Source organism: Chromobacterium sp. CCUG 30098, from assembly GCF_059916605.1.
Genome location: NZ_JAUCGS010000003.1, coordinates 173,071 through 189,065, shown reverse-complemented (window position 1 = coordinate 189,065; position 15,995 = coordinate 173,071). Strand labels below are relative to the sequence as shown.

At 64.3% G+C, this 15,995-nt stretch carries 14 protein-coding genes; 6 read left to right on the top strand and 8 right to left on the bottom strand.

Going from position 1 to position 15,995, the window contains the following annotated elements; genetic code table 11:
* Positions 1 to 27 precede the first annotated feature (27 nt).
* The gene (locus QUG03_RS09035; RefSeq protein ID WP_500819869.1) at positions 28 to 585 is read right to left on the bottom strand and encodes a GNAT family N-acetyltransferase; all 558 of its coding nucleotides are present in this window, start codon (positions 583 to 585) and stop codon (positions 28 to 30) included.
* Between the two features lie 152 nt (positions 586 to 737).
* On the opposite strand from QUG03_RS09035, the gene QUG03_RS09030 reads away from it, so the two are divergent.
* Complete coding sequence (locus QUG03_RS09030) at positions 738 to 1,505, top strand: hypothetical protein (protein WP_500819868.1); 768 nt, start codon at positions 738 to 740, stop codon at positions 1,503 to 1,505.
* Positions 1,506 to 1,604: 99 nt separating this feature from the next.
* Positions 1,605 to 1,889, top strand: coding sequence for a hypothetical protein (locus QUG03_RS09025; protein ID WP_500819867.1), 285 nt, complete (start codon positions 1,605 to 1,607; stop codon positions 1,887 to 1,889).
* An 88-nt stretch (positions 1,890 to 1,977) separates the two neighbouring features.
* Here QUG03_RS09025 and QUG03_RS09020 read toward each other — a convergent pair whose 3' ends face one another.
* Entirely contained in the window at positions 1,978 to 2,319 is a 342-nt protein-coding gene (locus QUG03_RS09020) for a DUF6616 family protein (protein WP_227107020.1), read from the bottom strand.
* Positions 2,320 to 2,739: 420 nt separating this feature from the next.
* Between QUG03_RS09020 and QUG03_RS09015 the strand changes: the two genes are divergently transcribed.
* Positions 2,740 to 3,183: a hypothetical protein gene (locus QUG03_RS09015; RefSeq protein ID WP_107798206.1), complete on the top strand. Its 444-nt coding sequence runs from the start codon at positions 2,740 to 2,742 to the stop codon at positions 3,181 to 3,183.
* Positions 3,184 to 3,236: 53 nt separating this feature from the next.
* On the opposite strand, the gene QUG03_RS09010 is transcribed toward QUG03_RS09015, so the two are convergent.
* Entirely contained in the window at positions 3,237 to 4,634 is a 1,398-nt protein-coding gene (locus QUG03_RS09010; protein ID WP_227107016.1) for an amino acid permease, read from the bottom strand.
* Positions 4,635 to 5,118: 484 nt separating this feature from the next.
* Here QUG03_RS09010 and QUG03_RS09005 point away from each other — a divergent pair, with 484 nt between their 5' ends.
* On the top strand, positions 5,119 to 6,516 hold the full coding sequence (locus QUG03_RS09005) for a methyl-accepting chemotaxis protein (RefSeq protein WP_227107014.1): 1,398 nt from the start codon (positions 5,119 to 5,121) through the stop codon (positions 6,514 to 6,516).
* A gap of 60 nt (positions 6,517 to 6,576) precedes the next feature.
* Here the strand turns inward: QUG03_RS09005 and adhE are convergent, their stop codons facing one another.
* From adhE to QUG03_RS08990, 3 genes are all read right to left on the bottom strand, one after another.
* Entirely contained in the window at positions 6,577 to 9,246 is a 2,670-nt protein-coding gene (gene adhE, locus QUG03_RS09000) for a bifunctional acetaldehyde-CoA/alcohol dehydrogenase (RefSeq protein ID WP_500819866.1), read from the bottom strand.
* 428 nt (positions 9,247 to 9,674) lie between these two features.
* Complete coding sequence (locus QUG03_RS08995) at positions 9,675 to 10,790, bottom strand: carbonic anhydrase (protein WP_500819865.1); 1,116 nt, start codon at positions 10,788 to 10,790, stop codon at positions 9,675 to 9,677.
* Between the two features lie 158 nt (positions 10,791 to 10,948).
* Entirely contained in the window at positions 10,949 to 11,332 is a 384-nt protein-coding gene (locus QUG03_RS08990; protein WP_235084320.1) for an ester cyclase, read from the bottom strand.
* 328 nt (positions 11,333 to 11,660) lie between these two features.
* Between QUG03_RS08990 and QUG03_RS08985 the strand changes: the two genes are divergently transcribed.
* The gene (locus tag QUG03_RS08985) at positions 11,661 to 12,593 is read left to right on the top strand and encodes a LysR family transcriptional regulator (protein ID WP_253313828.1); all 933 of its coding nucleotides are present in this window, start codon (positions 11,661 to 11,663) and stop codon (positions 12,591 to 12,593) included.
* Between the two features lie 94 nt (positions 12,594 to 12,687).
* Positions 12,688 to 13,872 carry an FAD-dependent monooxygenase gene (locus QUG03_RS08980; protein ID WP_107798200.1) on the top strand — a complete coding sequence of 395 codons (1,185 nt, stop codon included), beginning with the start codon at positions 12,688 to 12,690 and terminating at the stop codon, positions 13,870 to 13,872.
* 31 nt (positions 13,873 to 13,903) lie between these two features.
* Here QUG03_RS08980 and QUG03_RS08975 read toward each other — a convergent pair whose 3' ends face one another.
* Positions 13,904 to 14,257 (bottom strand): hypothetical protein, encoded by a 354-nt coding sequence (locus QUG03_RS08975; protein WP_500819864.1) that lies wholly within the window; start codon positions 14,255 to 14,257, stop codon positions 13,904 to 13,906.
* Between the two features lie 273 nt (positions 14,258 to 14,530).
* Positions 14,531 to 15,967, bottom strand: a complete 1,437-nt coding sequence (locus QUG03_RS08970) for an EAL and HDOD domain-containing protein (protein ID WP_107798199.1) — start codon at positions 15,965 to 15,967, stop codon at positions 14,531 to 14,533.
* Positions 15,968 to 15,995 lie beyond the last annotated feature (28 nt).

Sequence of the window (15,995 nt, the reverse complement as noted above, 5' to 3'; positions counted from 1 at the left end):
ACCGCACGCCCCCATTGCCACTTCCGATCAGAAATATCCAAGAGGACGCTCAGCCAGCGCCAGCATGGCGTCCTCCCACAGCTCCGGCGCGCATAGCATCATCCCCAGCGCATCGCCGCGCGCTTGCGAAGCCTCAGGCAAGACTCGGAAGCCAAAGCGTCGATAAAACTCGCAGTGGATATCGGCGTACAGCAAAAACACCTCCGCCAAACTTTGTTCTCGGTAGGCGCTCAACACTTCCTTCAAAAATAGGCTGGCAAAGCCCTGACCACGCCTGGCGGGCGCCGTGGCGATCGAACCGATGCCAACTGCCTCCCGTTCCGCCAGCGACGGCAAGCGATAGGCAATCGCCGAACACAGCAAGCTTCCATCCATATCCGCCAACACATGCCAGCTGCCGCGTCGATACTTATGCGAATCCCGGCAGATTCGCAAATACTCGGCCTCGGAGCAGCCCTCGCCCCAAACATCCCGGCCCATCAGATAAACCGCCTCCATCTCCTCCGCAACCGCCGCCCGCAAGAGCAGACCATTGCCATGCCGGGCCGGCAACGCCGGCGCCGGGCTTAAAGCTTCAAGCGCCATCCTCTCCCCCAATCAATGCTGCGCCGGACATGACCAAAGTCTCGCAGGCCCAAGCAATTTATGCGCTTGGACTCAAGCTATGCTAGCATCCGGCCCCTAGCGCGGCCCGCGCCCGCAACCATCCCCCCTCCAGCCACCGCCAGGGAAGCCCCATGTCGCCAGTACACAAATGGGAAATCACCGTCGCCGCCGGCGGCTACTATCCCGATCTCGCTCATCATTTCTTCGGCAACGACATCGATCTGGGCTACGAGAACGACCACATCGGCATGCAGTTCTACGCCTATTCGCGCCACATCGACGAACTGGACGACCCCGATCACGTATCCGAACGCCTCTACAGCCTGCAACTGCTGCTCAACGGCGCCTTGCGCGCCGCCGCCGGCTGCGTGAGCAGCATGCCCATCCAGTTTCTGGGCTTCAGCGCTTATGAGAACGGCTGCAGCTATCCCGTCAGCGCGCACCGGATCGAAGAAGACCCGTTCAGCCGCACCCCCAGGATCGACCAGATCCACACCCGTTACGAAGATCCGCGCCAGCGCTACCCGTCCTACCTGCTCTACCTGGCCAAGCGCGACCCCTGTCTGCGCGATCTGCTCTTCCTGCTGGGCCTGATTTCCACCAACACCACGCTGGAAAAAGTGCTGGCCTGGAGCACGCTGTACAAGATACTGGACAGCGTCAAACACTACGCCAAGGAGATCGACGCCGGCATCGACGCCTTCGCGGATCCGGAACAGCTCAGCCTGTTCACCGCCGCCTGCAACAACACCAGCATCCTGGGCATCTACGCCCGCCACGGCGCGTCGGAAAACCCGCCGCCCAAGCGCGCGCTCACCGATATCGACGACGCCAGCGCGCTGATCGCGGGCATGACCGCCCGCTTCTGCCGCGGCTATATCGCCGCCAAATATCCCTGAGCCGCGCAAGCCGCGCGTCATGCCCGCCGCCCGCGGCCGCAGCTGCGCGACGACGCCGATCTCCCTGAGGAGATCGCTTACCAGATCCACCTGAACGACGTGTCGGTCAGCGCTGACATCCCGCCCAATGAACCACGGTCTATTCCGCTGATTGAAAACGGCAAGGGCATCGCCACCTTCGCCGGCCTGCTGCCCGGCGGGACATGGTCGGTGGCCGTAGCTGGCGGCGAGCGGCCTAAACCGCTGCAAGAAGGCATGACCGTCACCATCGCCGGCACCAATGTCGCCACCGGCAAGCCCTTCCACATTCCGGCGATCTTCGAGACCAAGGAAACCGGCGATCCCGCCGAGTTCGTGGGGTGGCGCGTGCGGCGGGAACGGTAAGCGGAACGGCCGGCTGTCCGCCGGCCGCCCTTGACGTCTCTTTGCGGACGACAGCCCAAGCTGCCGTCCGCAACGGTTTCCAAAGCGCTTACTTGACTTGCAGCAGATCCGCCAGATGCACGTCCACGCCGCCGGCCGCGCCCACCGCGTTGACGTGATCGAAATAATCGTACCAGCCGCTGGCGCGGATGCCGGCCAGCATCCCCTCACAGGCCTCTTGGTCGGGCAGGCTCCAAACGCCCAGGAAGCGATAGGGCGCCGCCTGATCGGCGTCGGCCGCGATCTGGCTCAAGGTCAGCAGTTGAATGCCCAGGCCGGGCAGCGCCTCGATATTGCTTTTGACCTGATCCAGGAAGTCGGTGCGGTGCAAAAAACTCAAGGCCAGCCAAGCCGGCTTCGGGCTGTACAATTCCACCAGATAATGCGCCATAGAAAATCTCCGTGAGTGTGAACGGCCTAAGAACCGGTTTACGATCTGCTGCGCGTCGTGGAGCCTTACACGGTGAGCACGCCTTCGAAATGCTCATGTACCACGTGTACATTCCGCTTTCTCAGCCGTTTTCGCCTTGCCTCGCCTTAGCTCGCGAGATCGTAAACAGGTTCTAAGCCGCAGCCTGCTGATTAAGCCGCGCGCCGCTTCGCCTGTCATTGCATCTTATTGCCAGCTGAAAAACTTTAATGCTATAAAAAGCATCCGCCCGCTCCCATTGAAATATACAGGAGCGGCGTTCAGCCACCGCGGCCACGGCCGCGCCAGCCAATTCCCCCAACAAGAGCATTCCGCGCGCCCCTCCCTGCCTGGCAGCAGCCGGGCGCCAGCGGCATTGCCACCGCAGGACAAAGATCCATCATGCAGTGTAGACACGCCCTATCGCTGTCGCTGGCCGCCTTGAGCGCGAGCCTGGCGGCGGCGCCTCTGCCTTCTTACGACTTCGCCGTCAAAGACCCTTGGGAGACGCGCGCCAAGCCGTCGATGAAGGCGAAGGACAAAACCGATAAAGCGCTCAAGTACAAGGGCGCGGTGCAATTGAAGAACCTGGACGCCGGTCCGGATTTCTCGGTCAAGGCCGAAATACGCAGCCCCAGCCTGCTGGAGCGGCGGCAAAGAGAGCAAATGCAGCATTGCGTCGGCGTCAACCCGCCGCCGGGCTGCCCCGGCTTCAACCCGCTGCCGCGCTGCTTCGGCCAGAGCGACTGCGGGCAGCACGCGCCGCCGCCGGCCCATCCGCTCAGCGGCCCCACGCGGCAGCAAGCCGGCGATTACTCGCTGAGCGGCAGCTGGCTGCCGCGTTAAGACGCAAAAAAGCCCGCTACAAAAGAGCGGGCTGACAAGACGGCGGCGCGCGCTCAGCGAGCGTTCTGCGCCAGCCGCGCCACTTCCTCGGCGCTGCGCTTGTTGTAGCCCAACAGATAATAGGCCACCACCAGGAAGGCCAGCCAACCCGGGCCGATGATCAAGGCGATGCGGGTATCCGGGAAATAGGCCATCAAGCCCACCACCAGGATCAGGAAGCCCATGGCGATGTAGGAGCCATACGGCCATAACGGCATCTTGTAGGCCAGCGCCGCCAGCTGCTCGCGGCTCAAGGTGCGGCGGAAGCGCAGCTGGGCCAGCAGGATGATCACCCAGGTCCAGATCGCGCCGAAGGTGGAGATCGCGGTCAGCCAGGTGAACACTTCCTTGGGCGCCAGATAGTTGAGCAGCACGCCCACCAACAGCGCGAACACCGACATCAGCAAGGCGAACACCGGCACGCCCTGACGCGACACTTTGGCGAAGATGGGCAGCGCCTGCTGTTGCTGGGCCAGGTTGTATAACATGCGGCCGGTGCTGAAGATGCCGCTATTGCACGAGGACAGCGCGGCGGTGAGCACCACGAAGTTGATGATGCCGGCGGCGGCGGGGATGCCCAGCTGCTCGAAGGTGAGCACGAAGGGGCTGCCGCGGGTGCCCAGCTCGTTCCACGGATAAATCGCCAGGATGACGAACAGCGCGCCGATGTAGAAAATCAGAATGCGCCAGAACACCGAATCCACGGCGCGGGCCAGCGCTTTCTTCGGGTTCTTGGCTTCGCCGGCGGTCAGGCCCAGCATTTCCACGCCCAGGTAGGCGAACATCACCATTTGCAGCGACATCAGCACGCCGCCAAAGCCGTTGGGCATGAAGCCGCCGTGGCTCCACAGATTGGAGATGCCGGTGGCCACGCCGCCGTGTCCCAGGCCGAACACGATCATGCCCAGGCCGCCGATGATCATCAGCACGATGGTGACGATCTTGATCAGCGCGAACCAGAACTCGAATTCGCCATAGGCCTTGACCGCGATGAAGTTGACGCCGCCCATGGCCACCAGCGCGGCCAGCGCCCAGTACCAGGCCGGAATGTCCGGGAACCAGATGCCCATATAGACGCCGACTGCGGTGATTTCCGCCATGCAGGTCACCAGCCACAGAAACCAGTAATTCCAGCCGGTCAGGTAGCCGGCCAAGGGGCCGAGGTAATCCAGCGCGTAGCGGCTGAATGAGCCGGCCACCGGATTGTGGATGGCCATTTCGCCCAGCGCGCGCATGATGAGGAAGATGGCGAAACCGCCCAGGGCGTAAGCCAGCATGATGGCGGGGCCGGCCATCTTGATGGCGGTGGCCGATCCCAGAAACAGGCCGACGCCGATGGTGGCGCCCAAGGCCATGAGGTTGATATGCCGCTCTTCCAAACCCCGGTGCAGGGTGTCTTGAGCAGGTTGCATAGTTGCTCCTTTAACTGTCTTTGTATTGCGTAAGGGTTGTGGCCTTGGCGCTTAAGGCCTGTTCAAAGCGTCGCGTGCAAGAGCGAGACAAGGCGAAAACGGCTGAGAAAGCGGACGGCGCACAAGGCACATCGGCGTTTCGCAGCGGTACTCGCCGCGCCGGCTTTCACGAAGCGCAGCAAACTTTGAACAGGTAAACGGCAGCGCCGCCGCCGGTGCTATGGCTTTGGATTGTCGTTATGGCCCATAACACATGGGGGTCGAGATTACCTCAAGACCCTTGTCATGTCATGTTTCAGAATATACATGCGCGCAAAAGGCATAAACGCGACGCTTTGTGATCAAGCGTCCCCGCTTAATGCCATAAGGATTTAACGCAAGCCCCGCCGCCGTTTCCGCCGCCGGCATCCGGCGGCCCGGCCCAAGCCGACAGGTGCTATCAATAAAGCGTTGAATCGGTTTATCGAGCCGGGAGCATGCACCCATGCGGCACCACAGCATCAGCCTGAAGCTCAACCTGGCCTTCATGCTCATCATGTCCGCCCTGCTGGCGGCCTTCGGCGCGCTGGACTATTGGCGCACCCAACAGGAACTGCGTCAGGAACTGGACGGAGAAATCGCCGCGATCAGCGCGCGGCTGGCGGCGAATCTGGCCGGACCCATGTGGAATTTCGACAGCGCCCAAGGCTTGCGGGTGCTGGAGGCGGAGATGGGCAAACGCGCGCTCCGCGGCGTATTCGTCCGCGACGCCAACGGCGTTCCCTTCGCCGGCTACCGCCGCGAGGCCGACGGCTCGCTGCTGCGCGGCGCCGCGCCGGCGCCGGACGCGGACCTGACGCGCGAACGCGCCGTGGTCTTTCACGACGGCGCGACCGCGCGCGTCGTCGGCAAGCTGAGCCTGCAAGTGTCCACGGAAGAAATCCGCGAGAAACTGCGCGCGGTGCTGTGGCGGGTGACGGCGGAAATCCTGCTGCTGGACCTGGTCACCGTCCTGGTGCTGTCCCTGCTGGTGCGCCGCCTGCTGCACAGGCCCATCCGCGAGGTGAGCCAGGCGCTGCACGCCATCGCCGACGGCGATCTGACCGCGCCGCCGCGCTACGCCAGCCAGGACGAACTGGGCGATCTGGCCGAATCCACTCGCCGGCTGGTCGCCAAGCTGGCCGGCATTCTGGCGCATATCGACGCTTTTTCCTCGGACCTGGCCAACGCCGCGCGCCAGATCAGCCAGGCGGTGGACACCCTGAGCCAGCAAGCGTCGGAGCAGGCCAACAACATCGACAAGAACAGCGCCAGCCTGGAACAGATTTCCGCCTTCGTGTGGAAGAACCGGGACGACGCCCGCACCACGGATCAGATGGCCAGCGACAGCAGCAGGCACGCGGCGGCCGGCGGCCAGGCGGTGGACGAGACCATCGCCGCGATGTGGGACATCGCCAACAAGGTGCTGATCATCGACGACATCGCCTACCAGACCAATCTGCTGGCGCTGAACGCGGCGATCGAGGCGGCGCGCGCCGGCGAACACGGCCGCGGCTTCGCAGTGGTGGCCGGCGAAGTGCGCAAGCTGGCGGCGCGCAGCCAGCAGGCGGCCAAGGAAATCAGCCAGCTGACGCAAAGCAGCGTGCGCCGCGCCGAACACGCGGGCGAACTGTTCAATCAGATGTTGCCGACGATACAGAGCACCGCCAGCTTCGTGCAGGAAATCAATCAGTCCTCCAACCAGCAGGCGCAGCGGGTGGAGCAGATCAATCAGGGCGTCAGCGAAATCAGCCGTTCCATGCAGGCCAACGCCGCGGCGTCGGAACAGCTGACCGCCACCGCGCGCGGCATGAGCGAGCAGGCGGTGGAGCTGGCGCAGACCATAGGTTATTTCAAATACTGAGCCGCGCCGTGAAAAAGCCGCCGGGCTGAGGCGCGGCGGCTTGGCGGACGGCGGCGGGACTCACACCGCCTTGAGCTTGCCCTTGGCCGGGCGCGCGTCCGGCTTGGCCTCCGCGCCGGCTTCGCGCTCCCAGCTTTCCTTGTAGGCGCGGCCGTAATAGCTGTCCAACAGCAGCTGCTTCAGTTCGCTGATCAGCGGATAACGCGGGTTGGCGCCGGTGCACTGGTCATCGAAAGCGGCTTCCGCCAGCAAGTCCACCTTGGCCAGGAAATCCGCCTCGGCCACGCCGGCGGCCTGGATGGACGCCGGAATGTCCAGCGTGCGCTTGAGCTCGTCCACCCAGTCGATCAACTTCTCCACCCGCTCGTGGTCGCGGCTGGCTTCCAGGCCCAGATGGCGGGCGATTTCAGCGTAGCGCGCCACGCTCTTGGGCCGGTCGTACTGGCTGAAGGCGGTCTGCTTGGTCGGCACGTCGGCCGCGTTGTAGCGGATCACATTGCTGATCAAGAGCGCGTTGGCCAGACCGTGGGCCAGGCCGAACTCGGCGCCTATCTTGTGCGCCATCGAGTGGCAGACGCCGAGGAAGGCGTTGGCGAAGGCGATGCCGGCGATGGTGGCGGCATTGTGCACCTGCTCGCGCGCCTTGGGGTCTCCGGCGCCGTTGCGGTAGGCGGACGGCAGATAGTCCTTGAGCATCTTCAAGGCCTGCAAGGCCTGAGGGTCGGAATACTCGTTGGCCATCACCGAGGCGTAGGCCTCCAGCGCGTGGGTCACCGCGTCGATGCCGCCGAAGGCGGTCAGCGACTTGGGCATATTCATCACCAGATTGGCGTCGACAATCGCCATGTTCGGCGTCAGCTCGTAGTCGGCGATCGGGTATTTGACCCCGGTGTTCTCGTCGGTGACCACGGCGAACGGCGTCACTTCCGAACCGGTGCCGGAGGTGGTGGGCACGGCCACCAACTCCGCCTTGCGTCCCAGTTTGGGGAACTGGTAAATCCGTTTGCGGATGTCCATGAAACGCAGCGCGAGGTCTTCGAAATGCACTTCCGGGTGTTCGTACATCACCCAGATGATCTTAGCCGCGTCCATGGGCGAACCGCCGCCCAAGGCCATGATCACGTCCGGCTTGAAGGCGTGGGCCAGGTCCGCGCCCTTGCGCACCACCGCCAGCGTGGGATCGGCCGGCACCTCGAAGAACACTTCCACCTCCAGACCCATTTTCTTCAGCAGGCGGATGGGCTCGTCGACGAAGCCGTTGTCGAACAGATACTGGCCGGTGACGATCAGACAGCGGCGTTTGCCGGACAGATCCTCCAAGGCCACCGGCAGGCAGCCGCGGCGGAAGTAAATCGACTTGGGCAGCTTATGCCACAACATGTTCTCCGCCCTCTTGGCCACGGTTTTCTTGTTGATCAGGTGTTTGGGCCCGACGTTCTCCGAGATCGAGTTGCCGCCCCAGGAGCCGCAGCCCAGCGTCAACGACGGCGCCAGGCTGAAGTTGTAGAGGTCGCCGATGCCGCCTTGGGACGACGGCGTGTTGATCAGGATGCGCGCGGTCTTCATCTTGTCGCCGAAGTAGCGGATGCGCTCGCCTTGCAGATCCTGGTCGGTGTACAGCGCCGAGGTGTGGCCGATGCCGCCCATCGCCACCAGCGCCGCGGCCTTGTCGCAGGCGTCGATGAAATCGCCGGCGCGGTACATCGCCAGCGTCGGCGACAGCTTTTCATGCGCAAAGGCCTCGGCGGCGGACACATCGCTGACTTCGCCGATCAGCACCTTGGTGGCCGGCGGCGCTTCGATGCCGGCCATCGCGGCGATCTTGGCCGCGCTCTGGCCGACGATGGCGGCGTTGAGGCTGCCGTCCTGCAGAATCACCTTGCGCACCGCCTCCGCTTCGCGCTTGGACAGGATGTAGCCGCCGTGCTTGGCGAAGCGCTCGCGCACCGCCTCGTAGATTTCATCGACGATGATGACGGACTGCTCGGACGCGCAGACCACGCCGTTGTCGAAGGTCTTGGACATCAGGATGGAGGCGACGGCGCGCTTGATGTCGGCGGTCTCGTCTATCACCGCCGGGGTGTTGCCGGCGCCCACGCCGATGGCGGGCTTGCCGGAAGAATAGGCGGCGCGCACCATGCCCGGCCCGCCGGTGGCCAGGATCAGATTGAGGTCAGGGTGGTGCATCAGCTGATTGGACAACGCCACCGAGGGCTCGTCTATCCAGCCTATGATGTCCGGCGGCGCGCCGGCCGCCACCGCCGCCTGCAACACCAGCCGCGCCGCCTCGCAAGTGGAACGCTTGGCGCGCGGATGCGGCGAGAAAATGATGCCGTTGCGCGTTTTCAAAGAGATCAGCGCCTTGAAGATGGCGGTGGAGGTGGGATTGGTGGTGGGCACGATGCCGCAGATCAGACCGATGGGCTCGGCGATGGTGATGGTGCCGAAGGTGTCGTCCTCGGCCAGCACGCCGCAGGTTTTATCGTCCTTGTACTTGTTGTAGATGTATTCGGAGGCGAAGTGGTTTTTGATCACCTTGTCCTCCAGCACGCCCATGCCGGTTTCCGCCACCGCCATCTTGGCCAACGGTATCCGCGCGTCCGCGGCGGCCAGCGCCGCGGAGCGGAAGATGTGGTCCACCTGCTCCTGGCTGAAGCCGGCAAACGCGGCCTGCGCCTTTTTCACCCGCGCCACCAGCGCGTCCAGTTCCAGTTCATTGCCAACGGTCATTTCAAGTCTCCCAAACAGTTAAACCTGTCGCAGCGAGAGAATGAATAATTAGTGACATTTTACTTTCATTTATGAAAATAAAATCTAGACAATAATATTGTCCATTCACCGCCCATTCTCATCGCTTCAAAACTTTTTTGTAGCAAGCGCATTACAGCGATACGCTTTCAACACCGAAAAACCCTGTCGCCCGCAAACGCGAAACCATAGCGGCGGCATCAATAAGTCCATGCTAAGCGAAAAAACGATATTCGTTTTTGCGCATTGCCAAACAAATACGGATTAAGCGGAGAAAAAATGTCACAACCGGAATCATGAGGGGAAAAGCGCGCGCATCGGCTGTAACGGCGACGCTACCGCGCCGACGCCGCGCAAATAGAATGGCCGCCTGTCGGCGGCCATGGGCGAAGCGGAAATGCGGCGCGCCGCTATTTCATGAAACTGTATTTGAAGAACTGGCCGGCGCGGCTCATTTCGCGGATCTTGGCCGGATCGGTCTCGCCGTTCAGATTGGTGATCACCAGCTTGCCGTAGCCTTGCTTCAGATCGTTGCGGAAGTCGTAGAACGCGCCCAGCACCGCCAGCTTGCCCGCCTCCACCTCGCCGGCGTAGGTCATGATCGCGGTTTCCACCTGATTATTGACGTTCAGCAGCGCGCCGTTGGTGGGGTCTATGCCCTTGGGAATGTCGATGGTGGACAGCTCTTTGCGGATTGCCGGCTCCAGCCCGCCGTAGTCGCCGGAGGCGGCCTTGATCGCGCCGCAGGCGGCATGGCCGATGATGATCAGCAAGGGGGTATGCAAATGCCTCACCCCGTATTCGACCGAACCCTCGGCGGTGGCCAATTGATTGCCGATGTCCCGCACCATGAACAGATCGTTGACCGCGTCGCCGTGGAAGGCATTGGTTTGCACCCGGGAATCCGAGCAAGTCACCACGGTGGCGCGCGGGCTCTGATGCTCGGCGAAGCGCTCAAAATAGGCTTTGTCGTGCGCCTTCATATAGCGGGCGTTGGCTTCGACTATGGTCTCCACCACGCCGCGCACTTGCTGGGCCTCGGAGGCCAAATGCGCGCCGGCGTGCGCGTCGCCGTGCTCGGCAGCAACCGCCTTGCGCTTGGGCTTGACCACGCGGCGCTTTTTCACCGGCGCGTGCACTTCCGGACTGGGTTCGCTCAAATTCTTGGCCGCCGGCGGCGGCGCCATCTTCACCGCCGGTTCCATTTTCTCCGGCGGTTTGGCCTCGGCGTGTTTGGCTTCAGCGGGCTTGGCCTCCGCCGGTTTGGCTTCCGCGTGCTTCGCCTCCGGCTTGACCTCCGCCTTGGCGGCGGGCTTGGCCTCGGTCTTGTGTTCCGCCGCCGGCGCGGCCGGCTTGGCCGGCTCCGCCTTGTGGGCTTCCGGCGCCGCCGGCTTCAACTTCAGCGGCAGCTTGATCACCGTCTTGGGCTGAGACCCTTCGGCCGGCGCCGCCTCCTCCGCCCAAGCCTGGGCCGTCAACAACAAGAGACAAAGCGCCAGTCGGCGCTTGCGTCCAAGCATCCCCATTTACCACTCCTTATTGTCATCTTGGCGGTCATTATATTTATGCAATATCGGCTATGTTTGATAAAACTGAAAGACGATATTAATTGACCGGTAATTAGCCCAAAAAAATGACAATAAGTTAAATTAACGCCGTTCAACATGCAAACGGCGCCGGCGGCTCAGCTGCTTTGTATCCAGTACTCGACAATGCGGCCATCCGCCACCCGGTAGCAGGCGCTGCCGATCTGGCGCAGCGGCTCGCCGCTGGGCGGGCGGCCGTCCAGGCCGGCCAGGTCATGTCCCAACTGGGTCCAGCGCGCGTAAGCCTTGTCTCCGTCCACCAGCAATTCGTCCACCCTCAGTTCAAAGGCGCCGTAGTCGCGCAGGAAGTCCCGCACATGGGCGGCGTAGTCGGCCGGGCTGCGCTCCAGCGTATGCGGCGACTCCGCCACCAATTGATGCGCCAATACCTTGGGCGCCAGATAATCGCCGGCCGCGTCCGGATTGCGTCCGGAACGCACCTCCTTCAAAAACCCCGTCACTACCGCTCGGGTATCCTGCATTTTCGTTTCTCCTCGATTCGACATCACGGTCAATGAAACACCCGTCGGTTCCGCGCGCAATCCACCGGATTGGCGCACTGCCGTCCTCCGTTCGACGCCGCGCACCTCGCCCGCTCCAGCGCCTCGGTTTCATCGCGCAACGCCCGCCGCGTGTGGGCTTGCATGCCCTGCCACCACAAACGGCCCAGCCGCCCCCAGAATCGACTCCACGCCCCCCAGGCTCCCAATGCCATGATGCGCTCCAATTGTTCTGCTATTGATCACGCAAGCATGCTAATCTACATGCGCATACAATAAAATCCGTGAAATATCCACACACTGTTCTGAAATGAAAACAAACCACCCTCCCTCTCCGGATGCTCTGCTGGCCTTCGACGCGCTGGCCCGCCACGGCAGCTTCACCGCGGCGGCCGACGCGCTCGGCTGCGCCAAAAGCCGCGTCAGCCAATTGGTCAAGCAACTGGAGCTGGAGCTGGGCGCGGTGCTGGTGCTGCGCAATACCCGGCGCGTGGCGCTGACCGAGGCCGGCCAGCGGCTGGCCGTGCACGCGCGCCAGCTGCGCGAGATGCTGGACCGGGTGCGCGGCGACGTCGGCAATGTGCAGGATTGCGTGGAAGGGCCGCTGGTGATCAGCTCCGCGTCCGCCTTCGCCCAGTTCCTGCTGGTCCCCATCCTGTCCGAGCTGTCCAATCAATACCCGGGGCTGGAGATGCAGCTGCAAGTGGAGAACCGGCTGCAAGACCCGGTGGCGGAAGGGCTGGATTTTTGCGTGCGCACACGCAATGTCTACGACGACGGACTGGTGGCCAAACCGCTGGGCTTCATGCGCGAGACCGTCTACGCCTCGCCCGGCTACCTGGCCCAGGCGCCCAGGCTGGAACACCCGGAAGACCTGTGCCTGCACCGCGTGCTCTACGATTCCAGCAAGGCGCCCAGCGAGGCGGTGGAATGGGCGCTGGAGAAGGACGGCGTCTATGTGCGCATGCCGGTGCGGCCGGTGCTCAGCTGCAATCAGTATTCGCCGCTGGTGTCCGGCGCGGTGGCCGGCTGCGGACTGGCGCTGCTGCCCCATTACGTGGCCAGCAGCTTTCTCGCCACCGGCCAGTTGGTGCCGGTGCTGCCGGGCTGGAGCCACGATTGCTGGCCGGCCTTCCTGGTCTACCCTTACCGTCACCCGCTGCCGCGCAAGAACGAGATCTTCGTCCAGCACGTGGTGCCGCGGCTGCGCGCGCTGCTGGCGGCGGAACCGCAAACGGCTTGATCCAGGCCAAGACGCGCGGCGCCTCCCCTGGGCTATGCTGGCGCGCGACCCGGCGCTCGGCGAAAGGCGCGGGCAAACGATTGGAAAGGGATTTATGCAATACAGCGATATTCTCATCGTCGGCGGCGGCATGGTGGGCTCGGCGCTGGCCGCCGCGCTGTCCGGCCACGGCCTGAGCATTGCGGTGCTGGAGCAAGCGCCGCCCGCCCCGTTCGACGCGGCCCAGCCGCCGGATCTGCGGGTTTCGGCGATCAGTCCGGCCTCGGCTCGCTTTCTGGCCGGCATCGGCGCCTGGGACGCGGTGCTGGCGATGCGCGCGGCCCCCTATCTGCGCATGCAGGTGTGGGAGGGCGAAGAAGCCGACGGCACGCTGTTCACCGCCGAGGAGGCCGGCGAGGCCGCGCTCGGCCACATCGTGGAAAACCGGGTGGTGCAACTGGCCGCCACCCAGGCCCTGCGGCAGCGGCCGGACATCGACTACCTGGCCCCGGCCGCCATCCGCCGCATCGTCTACCAGCCCTTCGCCTCCCGCGTGGAGCTGGAAGACGGCCGTCAATTGAGCGCCCGCTTGCTGATCGCCGCCGACGGCGCGCGCTCGTCGGTGCGCGACGCCGCCGGCATCGGCGTCACCAGTTGGGACTATCCCATGCACGCGCTGGTGGCTTGCTGCGAGCAAGAGCAAACGCAGCAGGACATCACCTGGCAACGCTTCACCCCCACCGGCCCGCAAGCCTTTTTGCCGCTGACCGGCGAATACGGCTCGCTGGTCTGGTATCACCGTCCGCCGGACGTCCAGCGGCTGCTGGCGCTGGACGAGGCCGAGCTGGCCGCGGCCTTTCACGCCGCCTTCCCCCGCAAGCTGGGCGCGATCCGCCGCATCGTGGCCAAGGGCAGCTTCGCGCTGACCCGCCGCCACGCGCAGCACTACGTCAAGGACGGCGTGGCCCTGGTGGGCGACGCCGCCCACACCATCCACCCCTTGGCCGGCCAGGGCGTGAACCTGGGCTTCCAGGACGCGGCCAAGCTGGCCGAGGTGATACGGGAAGCCGCGGCCCAAGGCCGGGACTTCGCCGCCGTCGGCGCGCTGCAACGCTACCAGCGCGCGCGCAAGCCGGCCAATCTGGCGATGCAGACCGCGATGGACGCCTTCTGCTACGGCTTCGGCAACGATATCGCCCCGCTGCGGCTGGCGCGCAAGCTGGGAATGCGCGTGGCCAACCACGCCGGCCCGCTGAAGCGCGAAGCGATACGCTACGCGCTGGGCTTGAAAGGCGGCTGACGCCCAGCGGCGTCTCCTTGAGCGGCCGGCGTCATCGCCCCTTGGCGGCTATGCTGAAGCGTCTGGCCCTCATCAGCGCCGCCGTCGCGGCGGGCCGGCCATCGCTCAAGGAGGCCATTCCATGAAACGTCTGACATTGCTGGCGGCGCTGCTTTACGCGCTCGGCGCCCTTTCCTCCCCCGCCTGGTCCTTCTCGCCTGCCCACGGGCCGCTGCTCAGCCAGGCTGGCGGTGGCGGTGGCGGTGGCGGTGGCGGTGGCGGTGGCGGTGGCGGTGGCGGTGGCGGTGGCGGTGGCGGTGGACACGAGGGCGGCGGCGGAGGTTCCGGCGGCGGCGGACATGAGGGAGGCGGCGCCGGCGGTGGCTCCGGAGGCGGCGGCAACCATGACGGCGGCCCACAGGGCGGCGGTCATGCTCCCGGCAACGCCAACGGCGGCCCGCAACATGGCGCGGCCCCCGGCAACGCGCCTTCCGGCGCGCCCCATGGGGAACCGCCGGGAGACCGCCGCGCGGCGCCGGGCGCCGACGATGCGGCCGCTCAGGGACAGGCTCCGGCCGGCAACGGCCAATAAACAAGCACAGGAAAGCAAACAGGCCGCATCCGAGGATGCGGCCTGTTTGCTGTCAGCGCGCCGTCATGCCTGATTTGGAACAGGCCCTCAAACCGCCTCCACATTGTTGTGGACTTCGCTGTCGCGCAAGACCACCTGCGCCCACACCGCGGCGTCCATATAGTACTGGTTGACCAATTCCACCTCGAAATCCAGCACCTTGGCCAAGGCTTCAATCTGCTCGGTGTCGCCCTGCTCGCAGGCCAGCGCCATCGCCAGGAAGGGCGCGAACATGCCGCGGCGCTCCACCACCGCCTCGCGCACCGGCGAGGCCAGCTCCAGCGGGTCCAGCACATCGGGAAACGGCACCCCGAGCAAAACGTCCAGCATGGAGAACATGCCGGTGAGGAACAGATGTTCGGCCTCCACCCGGTTGCCGCGATAGCTGCCCATGCGCTCCAGCAGGCGGGCGCGGATCAGCGACTTTTCCAGCAGCGACACCGCGGTGCCGTCGTCCTTGCGCGCGGTGAACAACAGCATGGACAGCCACTTGAACAAGGTTTCCCGGCCCAGCAGCAGCAGGGTTTCCTCTATGGTCTGCACCTTGCGCGACAAACCGTGCACCGGCGAATTCATGAAACGCAGCAGTTTGAACAGCAGCACCGAGTCCAGCTTGAACTGGGTCTCGATCTCGGCGGCTTCGGCATTGGCACGCAACATGCGCATGATTTGCAGCACCCGGGTCTGGCTGGCGTCCACCTTGCCGCCCTCCAGCGCGCGCACGGTGGCGATGAAGGGGCCGTGGAACAAGGCGAAACGATTATGCCCCGGCCCGCGCAGACAGACGTCCAGATCCTCGGCGGTGCCGACGTTGCGCGCCATCCAGCGCACAGTGGGATAACGCTTGGGCAGTTGATCCAGAATGGGCTCCAGCACCTTGCCGGACGGCGCGTCGAAGTCCAGGATCATGAAGTCCATGCGGCTGAACAAATCGTTCTGCAGGTGCGCCGGCAGGCTGCCCGGATCGTAGCCGGCCGGCTCCAGCGCGAAGCGCATCGCTTTTTGCTTGAGCGCGTCCAGCTGCCGGATCATCTCCTCGGACACCGAACCGGTCTGCGACGGCTCCAGCACGAAGATCACGCTGCTGGCCGGCATATTCGACAGCATAGGCTCGTCCAGGGTGTCGATGGAGATATGGACAAAGGCGCGGCGGAAAGCCAGCAAGCGGAAGATGTCCATATTCTGCAGCGTGCTGAGCATCAGCCTGTCGAACTCTTGCTGCTTGCCGGCGGCGATATTGCGCTTGCCCTGGCGCACGAAGAAATCGTAAGCCACCACCCTTTGCAGCCTGTCCATCACCGGCTGATGCGAAACAAAGCCCAGGGTGGGCGGCAAATCCAGCGGCGGCGCGTTTTCCAGCTGCCGGCTGGCCGGCGAGTCGTGCGCCAGCTCGGTGAACGGCGCGGGCACGACCTGTTCGTCGCTGGAGGAGTCCGAAGATTTCTTCATACGGCCGGTCAGGCCGCTGATCAGATTTTTCAGCATGTTCCATCCTACCGGATATGCCGGCGTC

Bases quoted from the DNA above. Each gene is read 5' to 3' on its own strand.
- QUG03_RS09020 (WP_227107020.1), bottom strand. From the start codon at position 2,319: ATGGCGCATTATCTGGTGGAATTGTACAGCCCGAAGCCGGCTTGGCTG.
- QUG03_RS08995 (WP_500819865.1), bottom strand. From the start codon at position 10,790: ATGGGGATGCTTGGACGCAAGCGCCGACTGGCGCTTTGTCTCTTGTTG.
- QUG03_RS08980 (WP_107798200.1), top strand. From the start codon at position 12,688: ATGCAATACAGCGATATTCTCATCGTCGGCGGCGGCATGGTGGGCTCG.
- QUG03_RS08985 (WP_253313828.1), top strand. From the start codon at position 11,661: ATGAAAACAAACCACCCTCCCTCTCCGGATGCTCTGCTGGCCTTCGAC.
- QUG03_RS09030 (WP_500819868.1), top strand. From the start codon at position 738: ATGTCGCCAGTACACAAATGGGAAATCACCGTCGCCGCCGGCGGCTAC.
- QUG03_RS09015 (WP_107798206.1), top strand. From the start codon at position 2,740: ATGCAGTGTAGACACGCCCTATCGCTGTCGCTGGCCGCCTTGAGCGCG.
- QUG03_RS08975 (WP_500819864.1), bottom strand. From the start codon at position 14,257: ATGGTTGCCGCCGCCTCCGGAGCCACCGCCGGCGCCGCCTCCCTCATG.
- QUG03_RS08990 (WP_235084320.1), bottom strand. From the start codon at position 11,332: ATGCAGGATACCCGAGCGGTAGTGACGGGGTTTTTGAAGGAGGTGCGT.
- QUG03_RS09035 (WP_500819869.1), bottom strand. From the start codon at position 585: ATGGCGCTTGAAGCTTTAAGCCCGGCGCCGGCGTTGCCGGCCCGGCAT.
- adhE (WP_500819866.1), bottom strand. From the start codon at position 9,246: ATGACCGTTGGCAATGAACTGGAACTGGACGCGCTGGTGGCGCGGGTG.
- QUG03_RS09005 (WP_227107014.1), top strand. From the start codon at position 5,119: ATGCGGCACCACAGCATCAGCCTGAAGCTCAACCTGGCCTTCATGCTC.
- QUG03_RS09010 (WP_227107016.1), bottom strand. From the start codon at position 4,634: ATGCAACCTGCTCAAGACACCCTGCACCGGGGTTTGGAAGAGCGGCAT.
- QUG03_RS08970 (WP_107798199.1), bottom strand. From the start codon at position 15,967: ATGCTGAAAAATCTGATCAGCGGCCTGACCGGCCGTATGAAGAAATCT.